This is a genomic window from Nonomuraea sp. NPDC052265, from assembly GCF_044547985.1.
In the GTDB taxonomy this organism is placed as follows: Bacteria; Actinomycetota; Actinomycetes; order Streptosporangiales; family Streptosporangiaceae; genus Nonomuraea.
This window is the reverse complement of record NZ_JBIUBJ010000047.1, coordinates 1-16,966: the sequence shown is the minus strand read 5'-3', so window position 1 is coordinate 16,966 and position 16,966 is coordinate 1. Positions and strand designations below refer to the sequence as shown.

The window sequence follows — 16,966 nt, the reverse complement described above, 5'->3', positions numbered from 1 at the left end:
GGTGCGATCCCTGCTACGCGACAACCTGCTCGACGAACTACACCTCCTCATCCACCCGGTCGTCCTCGGCCGGGGGGAGCGACTCTTCGCCGACGGCGGTCCGACCCCGATGCGACTGGTCCACTCGGCCACCTTCGCCACCGGCGTCCTGCACCTGATCTACCACCCTGGCCCCTGACCGGGCGGGGGCAGAAGCCCGCTCACCTGCAGTCCGCAGTCGACAAGGCCCCCAACAGCCCCAGCGCTCGTGACGACCTGGACCGTGAGGCGCAATCACAGGCCGACAAGAACGGGGACCAGCAAGAGAAGGGCCAGGGCAGCGATGGTGCCTGAGACCGCCGCAGAGCGTGCGGCTCCCCGCCTGGGAGCCGCCGCCGCCCGCCATGCCGGTCGCGACCGTCCGCGAATGTCGATGTTGCTGTTAGTCGATGGACGTGCCGGTGACCACCGGCAGCGAGATCGAGGTGCCGGCCAGGTCGACGGTGACCTTGGCCCCGGTGCCAGGTTCGGCCTTGTCGCCGCCGCCGTTGCCGGTCACGTCGAGGTTGAAGTCGTCGTTGGTTCCGGTCAGGACCAGGCCCAGCCGGTGCCCGGCCTTGAACTCGTAGTCCAGCGGCAGCGTCTTCCAGGTGATCCGGTACGACCTGCCCGGCGTCAGCGGCGTCTGGCGGCTGAGCGACCTGTGGTTCTGCGCGTCCATGATTCCGCGGGTGACCACATGGAAGCCGGTGGTCGCCGTGTTGTCGCCGGCCTTGAAGTAGCAGCCGTCGTCGTCAGCCGTGCTCTCGCCGACGCAATCTTCGCCGCCGATGAACTTGAGACCTTCCGCGGACGTCGCGGTGCGTTCGCGGTAGTTGATGCGGGTGTCAGTGCCGTAGTCGACGAGCAGGACGCCCAGGTTGGCGGTCGGCTTGTCGAGCTTGACCTTCAGGCTCACCGACGGCGTTCCGGACAGACGCGTCGCGTTCTTCAGCGGCGGGGTCAGGAAGGCCAGCCGGTCGGGGTTGGGGGTGGCGGGCTTGTCGGCCATCGCGATCTCGGTCTGGGCGGTGTCGAGGTAGCTGCCGGTTCCGGCCGAGGGCTTGCGGCTCAGGGAGCCGTCCTGCCGCGGCCTGAGGGTGGCCGTCCGGGTCGGTGCCGGCCAGTCGGCCTGGGTGATCCACCGATCCGGGCCGAGCTGCACGTCGGCGCGCGGCTGACGCATAATGTCGTTGGCCACACCCATCAGTTCGTGGTCGAACCACTTGTTGAGGGTGGTGAGCCACACGTCGCGGCGAGCCCAGAACGGGTCGAGGTGCCCGTACTGCGTCACCCACTCCTTGCGCTGCACGGTGCTGGGCATCTTGGCCCACCATTCGGAGAACTGGCTGCCGACCACGTTGCGGTCCTGCATGCCCATCACCGAGAAGACGCTGGCGCGGATGTTGCTCGCCTTGGAGATCGGCCCGGTCCGGTAGTTGCGTTCGTCCCAGTAGGCGTTGTAGTTGCCGGTGGCGTCATCCGCGCCCTCGAGCAGGCGCTTGTGCACCGCCGCGCATTTCTCGTCCGGATCGAGGTCGATACGCTTGGCCAGCTCTTCCTGCACGCCCTTCCACCAGGTGAGGGCGCCGTTGTTGCGCGCCGTCTCGTATCCGCTGGTGTAGCCCGAGAGGTTCACGATCGTCTCCAGCCCCCGGACGCCGGTGCCGGCGACGCCGGCACCGAGCGCGCCCTCGTAGGAGTGGCCGATCATCCCGGTGCGGCCGGTGGTCCAGGTGGCCTCGACCGCATCGCCCTTGTCGTCGTAGGCGGTCGCCCGGCCGTTCAGCCAGTCGACCACCGCCTTGCCGCCCAGCACGTCGGTGGCGCCGTACGTGGTCGGGCAGCCCTCCGACAGCCTGGTGCCGATCATGTCGACGGACACGAACGCGTACCCGCGCGGCACGAAGTAGTTGTCCCAATACATCGGGAACTTCGTCACGTTCCCGTTCGCGTCGTATTTCTTGTGTTCGTTCTCGAAGCCGATGCCCGGTACGTCGTAATACGGGCTCTCGTGCATGATCACCGGGACCTTGAGCCCTGAACCGGACTCCTTCGGCCGGATGATGTCCACCCGGACCAGGTCCTTCTTGCCGTCGCCGTCACTGTCGACCGGCGACTGCACCCGGACGTGCTCGCGGATGGCGTCCCTGTAGGAGAAGACCGGCTGCGTCAGTCCGCCGGAGACTTTGATCTCCGGCTCCGCCGTCGCGGATGCGGCGGGAGTGCCGGCGACCGCGAGCGGGATCGCGAGCGCTACTGCGGCGAGGAGCCCTCGCCGTTGTGAGTTGGACATGTGCATTCCTTCTGGGGTTGGTTGCTGCCATCGAGGGCAGAATGGTGCGTTTTGGCTTGTCGGTGCGGGTGCACTGGCCAAATCAGCGGGGGCATGCGGAGGTGGCGGCGAGTGCGCCGAGGGCAGCGGCACAGTCGCCGCAGTGCGGGTGAAGGGGGAGCGTGCGACCCGGCGTTGGCCCAGCTGGGCAGGTCACGGTGCTGTCAGCGGTGTCGATGGCGAAGGCGTCGAGGGGTCGAGCCCGCCGGGGACGGCGGTGCGGGTTCGATCACGGCGCGTCGGCCAGGGTGAGCGAGCCGGTAGGCCCCGTCGGTATCTGGGGTATCTGGGTTGCTGGTTCGGGTTGCGCTTGACCACCTTGGTGAGGCCGGCGCGGACGGGTTCCTGCTCATCACCCTTGCTTTCGAGGGGCGCCCCCGACGTGACCACATACCGCGCCGGGAGATGATCTTGTCCAGCCCGGGGCCAGGACGCGCTCGCGGGCGATGCGACTGGTCTCAATGCTGCTTTCCGCGATCTGTGCTGCGCTCACCCGCGGGGTCACCTTCGTCTCGAACGAATGGTCCGCCGAACGCTTCGACTTGCCGCGACCTCGCATGTCGTAGGTGATGTGCCGCCACCCGGTTCCCAGTTCGGCGATGACGTGCCGCCAGTACCCTTGGGTGGCGGTGTTGCCATTGAAATAGCGCACAGGGATGCCGGTGCCGCCGGTGTCGGTGACCGCCAGGGCCGTGTCGTCAACCGATAACATGCCGGTCCACCTAGGTCGAAGTGGTGTTCTTCGTCATGTTTCCCACCTGATCGTGTGAGGAGTTCTTGTACGGCCTCTGGATCGCCTGGCTTGCTGTGTCGCCATCAAGGGTCCTGTCGTCCGTTCCGGTGTCTTCGCCGGCGGCGCGGGCGATTGCGCTGATCAATCGGTTCCACTCCCGGCCGATCCACTGCCCCAGCGGCTGGTTCTCCACGAACGCCTCAACGAACTCCACAAGGTCCTGCCCGAAGATCTCGCGGATTGGCGTTCCGCTCGCCGTGCTCTGCTCGAACAGAACGGCGAGATCCTCGTACATCGAAATCGCGCCGCCCCCGGCCCGAAGTGCACCAGATACCGCTCCGGCGCTTCGACCGCCGTGCGATTGTTCTCGGGGGCTCTGATTCGCGCCTTGTACCGGCACCAGCGCCTTGTCCTCGATCGACCCGGCGAGCTTCTCCGGGTACTGCCGCGGTTCTGTGACCATGTCCAGTCGGGTCCCTCTCGAAGCTGCGGGAGCCGTTCGGTGAGAAAGTTCCAAGCCCTCCGGCACTCCTCGAGGTAGTCCCACCCTTGAGCATCTCCGCCACCTGCTTGCCCATGAATTTCTCTCCCCCCGCTCAGCTACTCGGTGATGCTAAGTACCGGTAGACGGTAACACTGACTACCGGTACTTAGCAATGCCGAATAGCTCAATGGGGGGAAAGCGGGGTTACACATACGGTGCCAGAGCGTGGAGACTGCAGCTGAACTGGGCGTTTGCAGAGCGCACGCCGATCACTCCGCGTTCGGCCGGATCGCCGGGCGACGCGGCGGCAGAGGAGCTGGGTCGAGCTGGCGGTCAGGACGGGACTGCCGAGGATGTGCGCGCGTGTACACCTCGACCTGCTGCTGTCCGACGACGGCAGGCGCACCGCGGCCGAGCCGACCGGCAGGCTGAAGATCATCCCGGCCGACGAGTACGTCTTCGAGGCACTGCAGGCCGGCGCCAGCGGCTTCCTTCAACCCGCAATCGCCTCGACACGTTCGGCGGCTGTCATCTGCTGACGCTCGGCCTGCGTCAACGGGTGGCGTTCCCCGGCCAGGCGGCGCGCAGCCGGGCCGATGAGCACGGCGATGCCCAGAAGGGAGATCCCGGCCAGAGCTGCACCGGCAAGGGTCCAGCGTCCCCAGTCCGGGAGACTCTCGTTGGTCGCCGCGATGGCTGCTCCGACGATCCCTGCCACCAGAGGAATCAGCCAAGGTAACCGCCGGCTCCACCCGCCTCGTCGCGCCGTTGGCAGAGGAGTCGGGGCTGTGGCTCTCATCATGCGGCGAGCCCTGGCTGCGGTTGCCGCTGCGATGACCTGCCGTGCGGGTGGCCGCGGCTGCCTGGCTGACATAGATCTATTGCACCTCTGCCGTACCCGTGGAGCGGCGGGCGTTCTTCAACCGTTACGGCGTGACCCTCCCGGCGCGGACCCGCGCCACCTGTAACGATCGGTCTACTCGGTCGGGGCAGGCGTCGATGGGTTCCGCCCGGTCTCAGACGGGCGCGGTGACGGAGCGCAGCCAGGCGAGCTTGTCCGCGGTGTCGGTGCAGGGCAGCGGGTTGTACAGCACCATGGTCAGGTCGGGTCTGGCGGGCAGTCTCATCTGGCTGCTCTCGAAGGTCAGCGTGCCCACGACAGGATGGTCGACCTCGTTGATCCAGATTCCTGCTGCCTGGACGTCCTGTCGTGCCCACAGCCGGGCGAACTCGGGACTGGTCGCATCCAGTGCGCGGACCACGTCGTGGATGTCGTGATCGCGGGGCTGCTCAGCCGCCGTGGCGCGGAAGGCCGCCACCACGGTCGGCGCCAGGTCCTGCCAGGCCCGCTCCCGGCGTCGGTACCGCGGGTCGTGGAAGAAGCCCACCAGGCAGTTGCGCTCGGCCTGCGCCATGTCCAGCGCGAGCCTGGCCGACTCGTTCCAGGCCACGTGGTTCCAGGAGGCGTCCAGCATGGTCGCCGGCTTGGGGTCCCAGGCTTCGATCAGTCGTTGCAGTCCCTCGCAGTAGGCGTGCGGGTGTCCGGCCGGAGACGGCGGATTGTGCCCGGCCAGCGTGTACAGGTGCCGCCGTTCGACCTCGTCCAGTTGCAGGACCCGGGCCACCGCGTCCAGCACCTGCGCGGAGACGTTGATGTCGCGTCCCTGCTCCAGCCACTGGTACCAACCCGGGCTCACCCCGGCCAGCACCGCGACTTCCTCACGGCGCAGCCCCGGCGTGCGCCGGCGCCCGCCCGCCGGCAGGCCGGCGGAGGCAGGGCTGACGCGGGCACGCCTGCTCACCAGGAAGTCACGCAGGTCCCGGCGACGTTCCTCTCCCGACCTCACCGCGCACCGCTTCGACTGGTGGTGCCACCACCGGTGTCACCACGCTCTCCCCGCGCAGACCGGTGATGGCCGAGCGTGGACGCCATGACGATCGACCCCTTGTCCAGGGACGCCGAGGCCGGTGCCGGAACCTCCTCCGGGGAGCACGGCGCTCGGTTCACCACGCGTGCCTCTCTCATCCTTGCCATCCTGTGTGCCGCGCAATTCATCATTTCTTTGGATTTTTCGATTCTAAATGTGGCCTTGCCCGATCTCGGCAGGGAGCTGGGGATGGAACAGGCCGACCTGCAATGGGCGATCACCGCCTTCGCGCTGCCCTCGGGCGGATGCCTGTTGCTGTTCGGCCGCATGGCAGACCTGTACGGCAGGCGCAGGCTCTTCCTGGGCGGCGTCCTGCTGTTCACCGTGGCCTCCGTGGTGGCCGCCCTCGCGTGGAACCCGGGGGTGTTCGTCGCGGGGCGGGTCCTGCAGGGGCTGGGGGCCGCCGCTGTCATTCCCACCGGCATGTCGCTGCTGACGACGACCTTTGCCGAAGGGCCGCAGCGCAACCGGGCGCTCGGCGCCAGCGGGTCGGTGCTCTCGCTCGGATTCACCGTCGGCATGCTGGTCGGCGGCACCATGACCGACACGCTGGGTTGGCGTTCGACGATGGCGCTGCTGGCCGTCGCGGGCGGCGTCCTCGCCGTGGCGGCGCCCGGACTGCTGACCGAGAGCCGGGGCGCCCGCTCTCCCCGGCTGGATCTGCCCGGAGCCGCCACAGTCAGCGGCGGCCTGGTCTGCCTCATCCTTGCCCTGTCGGCGGCGGGAGCGGTGAGGGTGGTGGCCATGGCGGCGGCCGTGCTGTTGCTGGGCGGGTTCGTGGTCATCGAGTCGCGAGCCCCGCAGCCGCTGGTTTCGCTGACGATGTTGCGCAGGCCCACGGTTGCCTTCGGCAGCCTGGGCGGCCTGATCACCTTCTCCATGATGAGCTCGTTCATCTTCCTGCTGACTCTCTACCTGCAGGACGTCGTGGCGCTGTCACCCCTGCGGACAGGTCTGTTCTTCGGCGGCCAGGGCGTCGTCCTGGCCGTGACGGGCATGGTCTCCTCCTCGGTGATCCGGGTGCTGGGCGCGGGGCGGACGCTGGTCGCGGGGCTGGCCCTGCAGGGCGTCTGCACCGCCGCGATGACCGTGACCGAGGCTGTCTGGCCGGCCTTGGCCGTGATCTGCCTGGCCTCCGTGGGCCACATGGCGGTCGTGGTCTCCTACGGCGTCACCGTGACGTCCGGGCTTCCCGACACGGCTCAAGGGGTCGCGACCGGGCTGGTGACGAGCGCCCAGCAGATCGGCATCACCGTCGGCACCCCGATCCTCAGCGCCATCTGCATGGCGCATGTGTCCGCGCTCCAGGCCGCCGGTCAGGCCGCGGCCCCGGCTCTGCTGAGCGGTGTCCGGCTGGCCGCCGCCGTGGACGCCGGCGTGGTGCTGGTCGTCTCGCTCCTGATCGGGTACGCCCTGCTCCGCACCACCTCGCGCCGGCCACGAAGGACGCACGCGTGAACGGACCGCGGCCCACCTCCGGCGGCAGCGGATGGCGGCCAAACCCGCGACCGCCGCACGCCTGTCCCGCCTCACCGACGAACTGCCGGCCGGAGTCCGGCTGTAGAGGCGCCGGGCGACCCTACGGGAGGGCACGGTCGGCGTCGGGGATCCAGTGCCGCCCGTCCGACAGGTCCGGCGGGCTCACGCGTGGGAGCTGACCGAGCAGCGTACGGAGCAGCGGGTGCGGGTTACGGCGGTGCCAGACCACCCACCACGGCAGGAGGGGGATCGGGTCCACGATGGGGATGCGGCGCAGCCCGCTCCCCGTCGCGCCGATGCTCCACTCCCCCAGGCCGACGGCGCTCTTCTCGCGCAGGAACTGCTGGACCAGGTGCCCCTGGCCGATGGCGGGCTCGGTGAAGCGCAAGGGGACGCCGAGACGGTCGGCGAGGCGTCTCAGGTAGGCGCGCCACTCGGTGGCGCCCGCCGGGTCGGGCATCGCGATGCCGCCCGCCCGCAGGTTGGCGGGCCGCAGCTCCCTCAGGTGCGCGAGCGCGTGATCCTCCGGGACGAACGCGGCCAGGGGCTCCAGGTGGACCAGCCGCTGGGCCAGCTCTTCCGGCCACGGCAGGTCGCGCGCCCGTCCGAAGGCCGCGTCGATCTCCTGGCGGCGCAGCGCCGGCAGCGCCACCGCGAGCCCCTGCCGCATGCTCACCTCCACGCGCAGCCGCGGGTCGCGCTCGCTCGCCTCCCTGACCATGCGCAGGGGCGTGAAGCGCTCGTCGTAGACGTCCACGCGGACGGGGCTGTCCACCACGCGGACCGCCCCCACGGCCTCGTCGAACGCCGCCACCGCCGCCACGGCCAAGGGCAGGAACCGCCTTCCGGCGGCGGTCAGCTCGATGGACCGGGTGCTCCGTTCGAACAGCGGCGTGCCGAGGGGCCCGGCTGGGCGAGCTCGCTCTGGTCGACAGCTCCTCGCGGGTGGGCGAGAGCGGCCTCACCTTCATGGAGACCCTTCTGGACGAGAACGCCACCTGCCACCTGGCCTGGGGCGCCGGGCTGCCTCCGGGCGTGCCCGCCCACCTGCGTACCGACGATCCCGCACGGCTCGACGCGGCGGGTGTGAACACGCTGTGCGGGATGATGATCAACGGCGGCCCCGTTGTGATCTCTGGTGGGCCACTGACCAGCCGATCTCTATGGGAGAGGTGCCTGATGGCCCTGCCGGTGATGACGGTGGAGCAGCGTGCGAAGGCGTTGGCGAAGGCGGGCGAGGCGCGTACGGCGCGTCGTGCGCTGTTGGCGGAGGTGGCCTGTGGCGCGGTGAGTGTGGCGGAGGTGTTCGAGCGCAGCGGGCAGGATCTGGTCGGCAGGACACGGGTGGTTCAGGTCCTGCGGGCCGTTCCCGGCTATGGGCCGGCCAGGGTCGCGGCGTTGATGGCCGCCTGCGGGGTGGAGGAGAAACAGCGTGTTGGCGCACTTAACGAGCAGCAGCGCGAGCGACTCTTGCGGTCTTTGATCAGCTGACAGCGCGGGGACTGATCGTGTGCGCTCTATTGGAGCTCCGCGTTCGGGTGAGGTTGGCCCTGCAGGCGATGGCGAAGTTCGGCTTCCTTGGCCGTCGGCGCCTGCGCCGGGCGTCGGCTGCGGGCCGGGCGGGGCCGGAGGATGTCTTCGCTTTGCAGGAGGGCGAAGTCGGCGTGGGCCGCTTCGACGGCTTCGGGGTATGCCTGTGTCTTCTCATGCTCGGCGAGGGCCCGGTAGATGCTGGCCAGGGACGGGTTCTCGCCTTTGCGTTTGCCGGTGGGGATGATCAGGTCTTTGCGGATGTCTTCGACGCGTTCCCCGGCGGCCTTGCGGCGCAGCACGGTGTGCAGCATGTCGTCGATGATCACAGGGGGGCGGCCACCGTGCTTGCCCTTGCGGGCGGCGGCGTCCAGGCCTTCCAGGGTGGACTCTCGGATGGCCTCGCGTTCAGTCTCGGCCATCGCGGCGAAGAAGGCGAACAGCATCCGGCCCGGCCCGGACGGATCGTAGATCCCGGCGAGCGGCCCGGCGAGCATCTCCAGGACCAGGCCGTGTGCGGTCATGTGGTCGGCCAGCGCGGTGAGTTCGGCGGCGTCGCGGCCGAGGCGCTTCATCTCATACACCGTCAGGATGACCCGGCAGTGCGGGGCGTGCGCCTTGATCTGGCGCGCGAGCGTGAGCGCCGCCTCGAATTGCGGGCGCACCTTCACCCGGGTCGAGATCTTCTCGGCGAAGATCTTCTCGCGGCCGATGCCGTGCGCGGCCAGCGCGTCCAGCTGCGACTGCAGTTCCTGGGTAAGGGCGGAGCAGCGGGCGTAGCCGATCCGGATGTCCGCCGACGGCCCATCGTCACTGAGCAGCGCGGGCGGCGGTGTGCCCGGCCGCCACGGCTGGCCCGGGTTCCGGTCGGCCGGGGTCGGCACTCGCAGCAGCTTCGCCAGCCGGGGAATTTTGGTGAAGCGTCCGGTGTGGTAGGTGCCGGCCACCGCGCCCGAACGTGACCGGCACGGCGAGCCCGCCGCGACGGTGCAGCGCGGGCACGGGTGACGCTCGACTTCATCGGCGTCACGGGTGTGTTCCTCGGCGATAGCAGACAGATGAGCTGATTCGGTGTGTTCGCGGGGTTCCGGGGCCTTGGCCATGCCCCAGATGTTCTCACAAACATTTCCCAGAATCTGGAGATCCACGGACTTGCATGAGAACGAGTTCTGAGAAGAAAACAGCTTCTCTGGCGATCACAACCAGCCCTGCGAAGCCGTCTGGTGATCTTCTCTGGCAATCGAGCGTTTCCGAGAACCCGAGGTGCACACGCTTCTGCGCTACCAACACGCTGAAACTTCTTTGAGTTGGCGCGTAATGATGGGCTCGCTCGACACATAGGAGACATGTCTGTATTTCGTGCTGACAAAGGAATCGCTCATGGGAACCGCCCGTGCCTGACGAACGGCTGGCCAGATTCGAGGCCGTCTACCGGGAGACATATGGCCAGATCACAGCGTATGCCGTGCGCCGCTGCGACTCGCCGCAGGATGCTGCGGACGTGGTGGCGGAGACCTTCACGATCGCCTGGCAGCGGATGGACGATCTGCCGGCAGGGGAAGAGGCCACGTTATGGCTCTACGGCGTGGCACGCAACGTGCTGGCCAACCACCACCGTAGCGAGAGTCGCCGCAAGGCCCGCAGTGCCGAGCTCGATGTAAAGATGGCCGACCGTTACGCCGATTCTCCCGATAGCGGGCTCGACCGGGAAGCGATCACCCAGATATTTCGGGCCCTGCCCGACGACGACCGGGAATTGCTGGCGCTGGTCGCCTGGGAGGGCCTCGACCACAAGGACATCGCCACGGCGCTGGGCCTGTCGCGCAACGTCGTACGCGTCAGGCTCCACCGCGCTCGCCGGCGCTTTTCCCGCGCGCTGACCGATGCGGGCATCCGTTCAACCCCGGAAAGCCGGCTTGCGCCGGCGGAGAGGTCGCTGTGAAGAACACCGACGAGATCGACGCCATGACGAGGGCGCTGGCCCGGGTCGCGCCCGGACAGCCGGGAGGCCACCCTTCCGACGCGGAGGCACAAACGCTCCTCACCTTGATCACAGCTGAGGACCCCGCCACAGCCGCTCCCCAAACGCGTCCTGCCCGTCCCCAGGGTGTCCGGCGCCTGCCGTGGCGGGCAGGTGCCGTCGGGCGTCGCGGTCGGCTCCTGCCGGTGCTGGGCATGGCGGTCGCCGCCGCAGTGGCCATCGCCGTGATCGTCACCAGCGTGTCCCCGCCCGCGGCCGCACCGGTCTCGGGCAGGGACGTCCTGCTCATGGCAGCAACCAGCGCCGAGCACATCCCCCAGGGCACGGGGACCTATTGGCACATCACACGTACATTCCAGGGCCCGAACGGGCCCCAGATGCAGGAGAGCTGGACCACCCGCGACGGCCACCGCTGGTCCAGGAACGATCCGTACGCCGCTCCCGGCGCCGTCGTTGAGGACTCGGCCCCGTTCAGGCTCATGGGTGCCGAGATCGGTTTCGAGGAGCTCGAAGGGCTTCCGGCGGATCCGGAGGAGCTGAAGGAGCGCATCGCCGGGCTACCCCGCCATGACAGCGCCATGATGCCTGCCGATCGGCAAGGCGCGCTCGTCTCCCCGCTGATCACTCTGATCACGGAGCTGCCGACGCCCGCGCAGGTTCGTTCGGCGGCGTTCGAGGCCCTCGCTGCGACGCCGGGGGTCAAGAACGCGGGGCCGGTCGAGGGCGGGCAGGAACTGCTGATCCCGCTCTCCGAGAGCCTGGGGGTCAGGATGGTCGTCGATCCCGAGGCCGCCCGGGTGGCGCGTGCCAACATCTTGCTGACCGCCGAAGGGGGTGCGGCGCTGAGCCACTCGTATATCTCGGTGACCACCGAGTGGACGGACGAGCTCCCGCGGTGAAACCCCGCTGGACGGGACGGCGTACTTGTCGAGCAGGACATGGGCGCGGTCGTAGCCGAGACGGGCACGAACGGTGTGCGGGCCGCAGGGAAAAGGCAGCGGCCTCTGTTGACCAAGGGGAACCCCCTTAACGCCGGATTTCGTTCCGAATCTCTGATCCCCGAGATCCCGGGGGCAGTCAGCGAATGCTCGATCGCCACCGCCCTGTCCGTGGACGGTTCCTTCGAGGCCCGCGACCCTCGACGATTTCCTCGCCCGCGTCTTCACCCCCGAGACCACCACGTCGACCCCCACCGCCACGGCAGGTGATCAGGACCGGCGTGAGACTGACACAATTCACCACGTAATCGGTCACGTCGATCATCTGACGTGACCGCTGCTGATATCCGAGGGCGCCCCCGCGCTGCGCGAGGTGGGGGCGCCCTCGCATGCCTGGAGGCCCTTTCATGCCGGTCTGTTTCCTCACCCCGAGCAACGCAGCCGCTACGGCGTCTTCAACACCGTCCCCGACATCGCCCAGCTGGGCGCCTTCTTCCACCTCGATGCCGACGACCGGCGCCGGGCGATGGCCGCCAACGGCGCCCGCAACCAGCTCGGCTGGTCCCTGCAACTGGGCATCGCACGGTTCCTGAACTGCTTCCTGGACAATCCCGAAGACATCCCCGCCGCGGTGGTCGACTACGTCGCCGAGCAACCCGGCCTGCAGGCCGCCGACCTGAAGGGGTACGGCGAGAAGGAGGCACGCTGGGATCACCAAGACCAGATTCGCACCGCCTACGGCTACACCGCCTTTGCCGGCGAGCAGTGGTTCGCGCTGGCCTGCTGGCTCTACAAGCGGACCTGGACCACCAGTGAGCGCCCGATCGTGCTGTTCGACCTGGCCACCCACCGCCTGGTGGAGGCCAAGATCCTGCTGCCCGGCGTCACCACCCTGGAGCGGCTGATCGCCGCGCTGCGCGAGCGCGTCGCCGCACGCCAGCACGCGCTGCTGGCCGCCGCCCCCAGCCCCAACCAGGCCGCCGTACTGGAGAACCTGGTCAAGGTCGAGGAGGGCCGGCGCGTCTCCCGGCTGGACCGATTACGCAAAAGCCCCACCGACGTCAGCGGCACCGGCCTGGTCAAAGCCCTGGATCGGCACGTGGAACTGCGTGACCTGGGCGCGGCCGGCTGGGACCTGAGCGCGGTGCCGCCCGGCAAGATCGCCGCCCTGGCCCGCTTCGCCCACGCCGCCCGCGCCCAGGCCGTCGCCGAACTGGCCGGCGATCGCAAACTCGCCACCCTGGTCGCCTTCGCCGCGACCATGACCGGCAGTCGGCCGACGACGCGGTCGAGGTGTTCGACCTGGCGGTCGGCGACCTGCTGCGCACCTCGGCGTTCAAAGCGACCAAGGAGCGGATGCGCACCCTCAAAGACCTCGATGTTGCGGCGATCGTGCTGCGCGAGGTGTGGTTGAAGATCCGCTCGGTCGCCGAGATCCCCGACGGCGACATCCGCGCCGCCCTCGATGAGATGGACCTGGCCGCCATCGGTGCCGCCGCCGACGTCATCGGCGACATCGCCCGCGAACCCGATGAGGACTTCCAAGAAGAACTACTGCAGCGCTACGCCACCGTCCGCCGCTTCCTGCCCAAGCTGCTCAAGCACCTCGACTTCGACGCCGGCGCTGCCGAGGTCGCCGGTCAGGGCGTGCGGCGCGGCCATGAGGTGCTGGCGGCGCTGGACTTCCTCAAAGCGATCGAGCGCCGCCGCACCGACATCGACCCACAAGAGGTCCCCGCAGGCGTGCTGACCTCGGCCTGGCACCGGCGCGTCTTCCCCAAGCGCGGCGAACTGGCCGGCACCTTCAACAAGAGCGCCTACCCCGTGGCGGCCGTCGAGCGGCTGCGCGAGTCGCTGCGCCGCCACGAGGTGTTCGTGCCCGGCCTGCGCAAGTGGGGCGACCCCACCGCCGGGCTGCTGAAGGGCGCCGAGTGGGAGCGGGCCCGGCCCCGCATCTGCGATGAGCTGAACCTGTCCCCGCAGCCCGGCGCCGATGTCGAACGCTGGGCCGACACGCTGGACTTCGCCTACCGCCAACTGGCCGCCGGCCTGTCCGGCGAAGACGACGGCCGCAACGACTGGGTCCGCCCGGCCAAAGACGAAGACGGCAAAGACCGCCTGGTGCTCACCGGTCTGGACCGCCTGGACGAGCCAGCTTCCCTGACCACGCTGCGCGCCGACATCGACGCCCGCATGCCCATCGTGGACCTGCCCGAAGCCCTGCTGGAGGTGCACTCCTGGACCGGCTGCCTGGACCACTTCACCCACGTCTCCGGCGACGTGCCCTCCCGCAAACAGGACATGATCACCTCGATCGCCGCCGTTCTTGTCAGCCAGGCGATGAACGTCGGCATGCGGCCGATGGCCGCCGAAGGCGAACCCGCCCTCGCCCTGGACCGGCTGTATTGGGTGGAACAGAACTACCTGCGCGCCGCCACCCTGACCGCCGCCAACGCCGCCCTGGTCGACCACCACTCCGGCCTGGACCTGGCGAAGGCATGGGGCGGCGGCGAACTCGCCTCCGCCGACGGTCTGCGGTTCGTGGTCCCGGTCAAAACCATCAACGCCGGCCCCACACACTAAATATTTTAGAAAGGGAAAGGGAGCCAAGGGCGTCACTTACTACAATTTCACCTCGGATCAATTTACCGGCTTTCACGGCATCGTCATTCCCGGCACTCCCAAAGACTGGTACTACATCCTGGAAGGGCTTCTGGATCAGGAAACGTCGCTGAAGCCCACTGAGATCACCTCCGACACCGCGGGCGCCTCCGAAATCGCGTTCGGCATCTTCCGGCTGATGGGCTGGCAGTTCTCCCCGCGCCTGGCCGATGTCGGCAGCGCCACCCTGTATCGCGCCGACCCTGGCGCCTACTACGGGTCCATCGACGCCCTGGTTCGCAGCCGGGTCAACATCAAGCTGATCGACGACTCCTGGGATGATCTGCTGCGGGTGGCTGGATCGCTGCCGGTCGGCGCGGCCAAGGCCAGCGAGCTGTTCCGTTATTTCGCCGGCGGCGGCACCCCCACGCCCATCGGGCGCGCTCTGATGGAGCTGGGCAAGCTCGATCGCTCCACCTACCTGGCCAGCTACTACGACGACGAGCTGCTGCGCCGCCGGGTCAACACCCAGCTTAACCGTCAAGAATCCCGCCACACCCTGGCCCGCAGAATCTTCCACGGCCAGAAAGGCGAACTCCGACAGAAATACAAAGAAGGCCAGGAAGACCAACTTGGCGCTTTGGGATTTATGACCAACGTCTGCATTCTGTGGAACACTGTCTATACGGCCCGTGCTCTGGAAGAAATGCGAGCCGAGGGTAAGAGAATCTCTGCCGCCGACATCGCCCGACTCTCACCTCTGGGCTTTGAGCATTTCAACATGCTGGGCCGCTACAGTTTCTCCTTGCCGGAGCTGGTCCGCGACGGACAGCTGCGGCCGTTGCGCACGCCCCCGCCCGCCGAGTAACCCCCGTCTCGTTCAGCGCGCCGGTTGCTCCCGGACTGGACGGCCCTCGGCTAGCATCCGGCGCGCCTGCTCATGCGAGATCCCGGCGCTCGCGCCGATCTTGCGCAGGCCCCATCCTTCACCTCGCGCGTCCGCCATCGCCCCGATCAGCGCCGCGTCGGTCATCTCTTCCAGCATCGTGCGCAGCTCCGCCAACCGGCGCAGCCGTACCGCAGGCGCCAGGTCGGCGATCTCCCGGCAAAATCGATCAACATCAGCACGCAGGAACGCCACAGCCTCAGAATCCGCCATTGGGCAAGTCTGCCCTGGTCAGGCCCATGGTGTCAAAACATGTGACACTAAGCCCGGTTGGCCGTTCCACTCCTACTGGCAGGCCAACTCGGCCGTGCCGTCCGCGTTGTCGTCCGCAACGTCGCTGTCCATGGTGGCCGGCCGGTCCTTGACGGACTGGTCGAGGACCTGGCGGGCCGCGTCATGTCCGGAACCGTCCTTCGGCCCGAGCAGTTTCGGCCAACGGTACTTGCGACGCGAGGGCTCGCTGCCCTCACGAGAAGGACCAGGCGCGTCAGCATCCGCCGGGCGCGGTCGCGGTCGGCCAGTCCCACCCTGCCGAGACCGGCATCGGCGGTGTGGGCCGGCGACGGCTGACCCCGCCGGTCGCCTGATGGCCGGCCAAGGTCAGCTGCTGCCCCTCGCGGTGCTTCCAGGTGGTGAGCAGGGTGTGCGGCAACAGGGGCAGGACGCCGCCGGGGTCGCTGGAGACCGTGGGGAAGACGCCGTCCTCGGCACAGGTCGCTCCCAAGTCCTCCAGAATGCGCTCCGCCAGCCCCGCCTCGAGTGTGAGCTGCGCGAGCGTGGCCCGGTTGCTCGATGGCCTGGCGCAGTTGCGCCAGGCCATCGGCCCGACCACGAGCGGGCGGGCCAGGGCCGGTGCCAGCTCGGGTAGGCGGCGCAGCGGCCGAAGAAGTCGGTGCGCATCCCGATGACCGCCAGTGCCTTTGAGCGGGGAGGACCGGGACTCGATCTGCCGCGGTCTCGAGGCTGGAGCCTCACTACGTTCGATCGCCGTGTCGATCGGCCGCCCGGTATCCACGGTGAGCCGGGAGGCCGCTCGCAACGGCGGCCGACTGAAGTACCGTGCGGTCCCCCAGCAACGTGCTCAAAGACACGGAGTCAACACATCCTCAACGAATTCTCCACATGATCCGCCCGACTGTTGCACCACAACGTCAGGCAAGGTGCTCATCCATTTCGTGAGAGGAAGCGATCGTCATGCAGGTTCGTATGATCACGGCAGCGCTCACCGCAGCTGTGGCGGTCTCGTTGGCGCCGGGCGTAGTGGGCATCTCGGCGGCCTCCGCTCAGGCAAGCCCTGCCGTCACGAGCAGCGTCTCCGTCTCCCTCACCTCTGCCTCGACTGCTGCGACGGCTACCGCGGCGGCAAAGTGGCATTTCATGGGAGTGTTCGCCGTTAAGCAGGCGTGCCAGGTCGCGGGGCGCTACTACAAGGCCGTCGGCTACGCGAAGGACTACAAGTGTAAGAAGATCCTGGTGGGGCCGGTCCACCGCCTCTACATTCTGAGGTGAGTTCGGCGTGGCGGGCCTTCTGACCGGAGGCCCGCCAGCACATGAGCCGACCGCCCGGCAAGGCGGCAGGCCAAGCAGGGCATCACGGGGCAGCAGGAAGATCCGGCCGAGCATATTGGGTTCTGATCCGTCAGGACCGCCCATGTACCGGATGACAAAATCCATACTGGCAGGCCGAAGCGAATCGACGGGATAGTTTGGCCGATCTGCAGGCATGCCACACAGATGATCCATAGCCTGGACGGCTGACTTGTCAGACATAGAAGATTGTTTCGGCATGCACCCCTTGCGAGCGATCGTTCTTGTGCTCACGGCGGCCTTGACCTGCGCATGCGGGCCGAAGGATCAGCCGGTGCACGACACCCCGTCGGCCGCGGCATCCAGCACCAGCCCCTCGATGCCGCCCTCCACCCCGGCTGCGGCGGAGGCGAACTACGTGAGCGAGGGCATGGTCGGCTTCTACATCGCCAACCCCTTCAAGATC

At 68.4% G+C, this 16,966-nt stretch carries 17 protein-coding genes and 2 pseudogenes; 11 read left to right on the top strand and 8 right to left on the bottom strand.

The genetic code is table 11. The features are described from left to right. The first annotated feature begins 1 nt into the window (after window position 1). Entirely contained in the window at window positions 2–178 is a 177-nt protein-coding gene (locus ACIHAD_RS48200) for a dihydrofolate reductase family protein (RefSeq protein ID WP_397361619.1), read from the top strand. A 243-nt stretch (window positions 179–421) separates the two neighbouring features. Here ACIHAD_RS48200 and ACIHAD_RS48195 read toward each other — a convergent pair whose 3' ends face one another. The 3 genes from ACIHAD_RS48195 to ACIHAD_RS48185 all read right to left on the bottom strand — a co-directional run bounded on the left by ACIHAD_RS48195 (window position 422) and on the right by ACIHAD_RS48185 (window position 3,549). After that, entirely contained in the window at window positions 422–2,314 is a 1,893-nt protein-coding gene (locus tag ACIHAD_RS48195; protein ID WP_397361611.1) for a CocE/NonD family hydrolase, read from the bottom strand. Between the two features lie 391 nt (window positions 2,315–2,705). Continuing rightward, the gene (locus ACIHAD_RS48190) at window positions 2,706–3,065 is read right to left on the bottom strand and encodes an alpha/beta fold hydrolase (protein WP_397361610.1); all 360 of its coding nucleotides are present in this window, start codon (window positions 3,063–3,065) and stop codon (window positions 2,706–2,708) included. A 10-nt stretch (window positions 3,066–3,075) separates the two neighbouring features. Further along, complete coding sequence (locus ACIHAD_RS48185) at window positions 3,076–3,549, bottom strand: hypothetical protein (protein WP_397361609.1); 474 nt, start codon at window positions 3,547–3,549, stop codon at window positions 3,076–3,078. A 374-nt stretch (window positions 3,550–3,923) separates the two neighbouring features. Between ACIHAD_RS48185 and ACIHAD_RS48180 the strand changes: the two genes are divergently transcribed. After that, on the top strand, window positions 3,924–4,109 hold the full coding sequence (locus tag ACIHAD_RS48180; RefSeq protein ID WP_397361608.1) for a hypothetical protein: 186 nt from the start codon (window positions 3,924–3,926) through the stop codon (window positions 4,107–4,109). Window positions 4,110–4,586: 477 nt separating this feature from the next. On the opposite strand, the gene ACIHAD_RS48175 is transcribed toward ACIHAD_RS48180, so the two are convergent. Next, window positions 4,587–5,417, bottom strand: a complete 831-nt coding sequence (locus tag ACIHAD_RS48175; protein WP_397361607.1) for a helix-turn-helix transcriptional regulator — start codon at window positions 5,415–5,417, stop codon at window positions 4,587–4,589. A gap of 84 nt (window positions 5,418–5,501) precedes the next feature. On the opposite strand from ACIHAD_RS48175, the gene ACIHAD_RS48170 reads away from it, so the two are divergent. Further along, entirely contained in the window at window positions 5,502–6,956 is a 1,455-nt protein-coding gene (locus ACIHAD_RS48170) for an MFS transporter (protein WP_397361606.1), read from the top strand. A gap of 121 nt (window positions 6,957–7,077) precedes the next feature. Here the strand turns inward: ACIHAD_RS48170 and ACIHAD_RS48165 are convergent, their stop codons facing one another. Further along, window positions 7,078–7,800 (bottom strand): LysR substrate-binding domain-containing protein, encoded by a 723-nt coding sequence (locus tag ACIHAD_RS48165; protein WP_397361617.1) that lies wholly within the window; start codon window positions 7,798–7,800, stop codon window positions 7,078–7,080. An 86-nt stretch (window positions 7,801–7,886) separates the two neighbouring features. Here ACIHAD_RS48165 and mihF point away from each other — a divergent pair, with 86 nt between their 5' ends. Continuing rightward, a complete protein-coding gene (gene mihF / locus ACIHAD_RS48160; RefSeq protein WP_397361616.1) occupies window positions 7,887–8,468 on the top strand; it encodes an integration host factor, actinobacterial type in 582 nt (193 codons plus the stop codon). 26 nt (window positions 8,469–8,494) lie between these two features. Here mihF and ACIHAD_RS48155 read toward each other — a convergent pair whose 3' ends face one another. Then, window positions 8,495–9,655: a recombinase family protein gene (locus ACIHAD_RS48155; protein WP_397361605.1), complete on the bottom strand. Its 1,161-nt coding sequence runs from the start codon at window positions 9,653–9,655 to the stop codon at window positions 8,495–8,497. Window positions 9,656–9,900: 245 nt separating this feature from the next. Between ACIHAD_RS48155 and ACIHAD_RS48150 the strand changes: the two genes are divergently transcribed. From ACIHAD_RS48150 to ACIHAD_RS48130, 5 genes and pseudogenes are all read left to right on the top strand, one after another. Beyond that, the gene (locus ACIHAD_RS48150) at window positions 9,901–10,449 is read left to right on the top strand and encodes an RNA polymerase sigma factor (protein ID WP_397361604.1); all 549 of its coding nucleotides are present in this window, start codon (window positions 9,901–9,903) and stop codon (window positions 10,447–10,449) included. Window positions 10,450–10,682: 233 nt separating this feature from the next. After that, window positions 10,683–11,387, top strand: a complete 705-nt coding sequence (locus ACIHAD_RS48145; RefSeq protein WP_397361615.1) for a hypothetical protein — start codon at window positions 10,683–10,685, stop codon at window positions 11,385–11,387. Window positions 11,388–11,799: 412 nt separating this feature from the next. Next, window positions 11,800–12,840, top strand: a complete 1,041-nt coding sequence (locus ACIHAD_RS48140) for a DUF4158 domain-containing protein (RefSeq protein ID WP_397361603.1) — start codon at window positions 11,800–11,802, stop codon at window positions 12,838–12,840. Continuing rightward, on the top strand, window positions 12,729–14,009 hold the full coding sequence (locus ACIHAD_RS48135; protein WP_397361614.1) for a Tn3 family transposase: 1,281 nt from the start codon (window positions 12,729–12,731) through the stop codon (window positions 14,007–14,009). The genes ACIHAD_RS48140 and ACIHAD_RS48135 overlap by 112 nt, the downstream gene beginning before the upstream one ends. Window positions 14,010–14,061: 52 nt before the next feature. Beyond that, window positions 14,062–14,895: pseudogene (locus tag ACIHAD_RS48130) on the top strand (Tn3 family transposase); the annotation flags it as partial. Window positions 14,896–14,907: 12 nt separating this feature from the next. Here ACIHAD_RS48130 and ACIHAD_RS48125 read toward each other — a convergent pair. Both ACIHAD_RS48125 and ACIHAD_RS48120 read right to left on the bottom strand, forming a co-directional pair. Next, window positions 14,908–15,186: a hypothetical protein gene (locus tag ACIHAD_RS48125; RefSeq protein WP_397361601.1), complete on the bottom strand. Its 279-nt coding sequence runs from the start codon at window positions 15,184–15,186 to the stop codon at window positions 14,908–14,910. Window positions 15,187–15,460: 274 nt separating this feature from the next. After that, window positions 15,461–15,850 (bottom strand): hypothetical protein, encoded by a 390-nt coding sequence (locus ACIHAD_RS48120; protein ID WP_397361612.1) that lies wholly within the window; start codon window positions 15,848–15,850, stop codon window positions 15,461–15,463. A gap of 37 nt (window positions 15,851–15,887) precedes the next feature. On the opposite strand from ACIHAD_RS48120, the pseudogene ACIHAD_RS48115 reads away from it, so the two are divergent. Both ACIHAD_RS48115 and ACIHAD_RS48110 read left to right on the top strand, forming a co-directional pair. After that, window positions 15,888–16,001, top strand: a pseudogene (locus ACIHAD_RS48115) (helix-turn-helix domain-containing protein); the annotation flags it as partial. 178 nt (window positions 16,002–16,179) lie between these two features. Then, window positions 16,180–16,482 (top strand): hypothetical protein, encoded by a 303-nt coding sequence (locus ACIHAD_RS48110; RefSeq protein ID WP_397361620.1) that lies wholly within the window; start codon window positions 16,180–16,182, stop codon window positions 16,480–16,482. Window positions 16,483–16,966 lie beyond the last annotated feature (484 nt).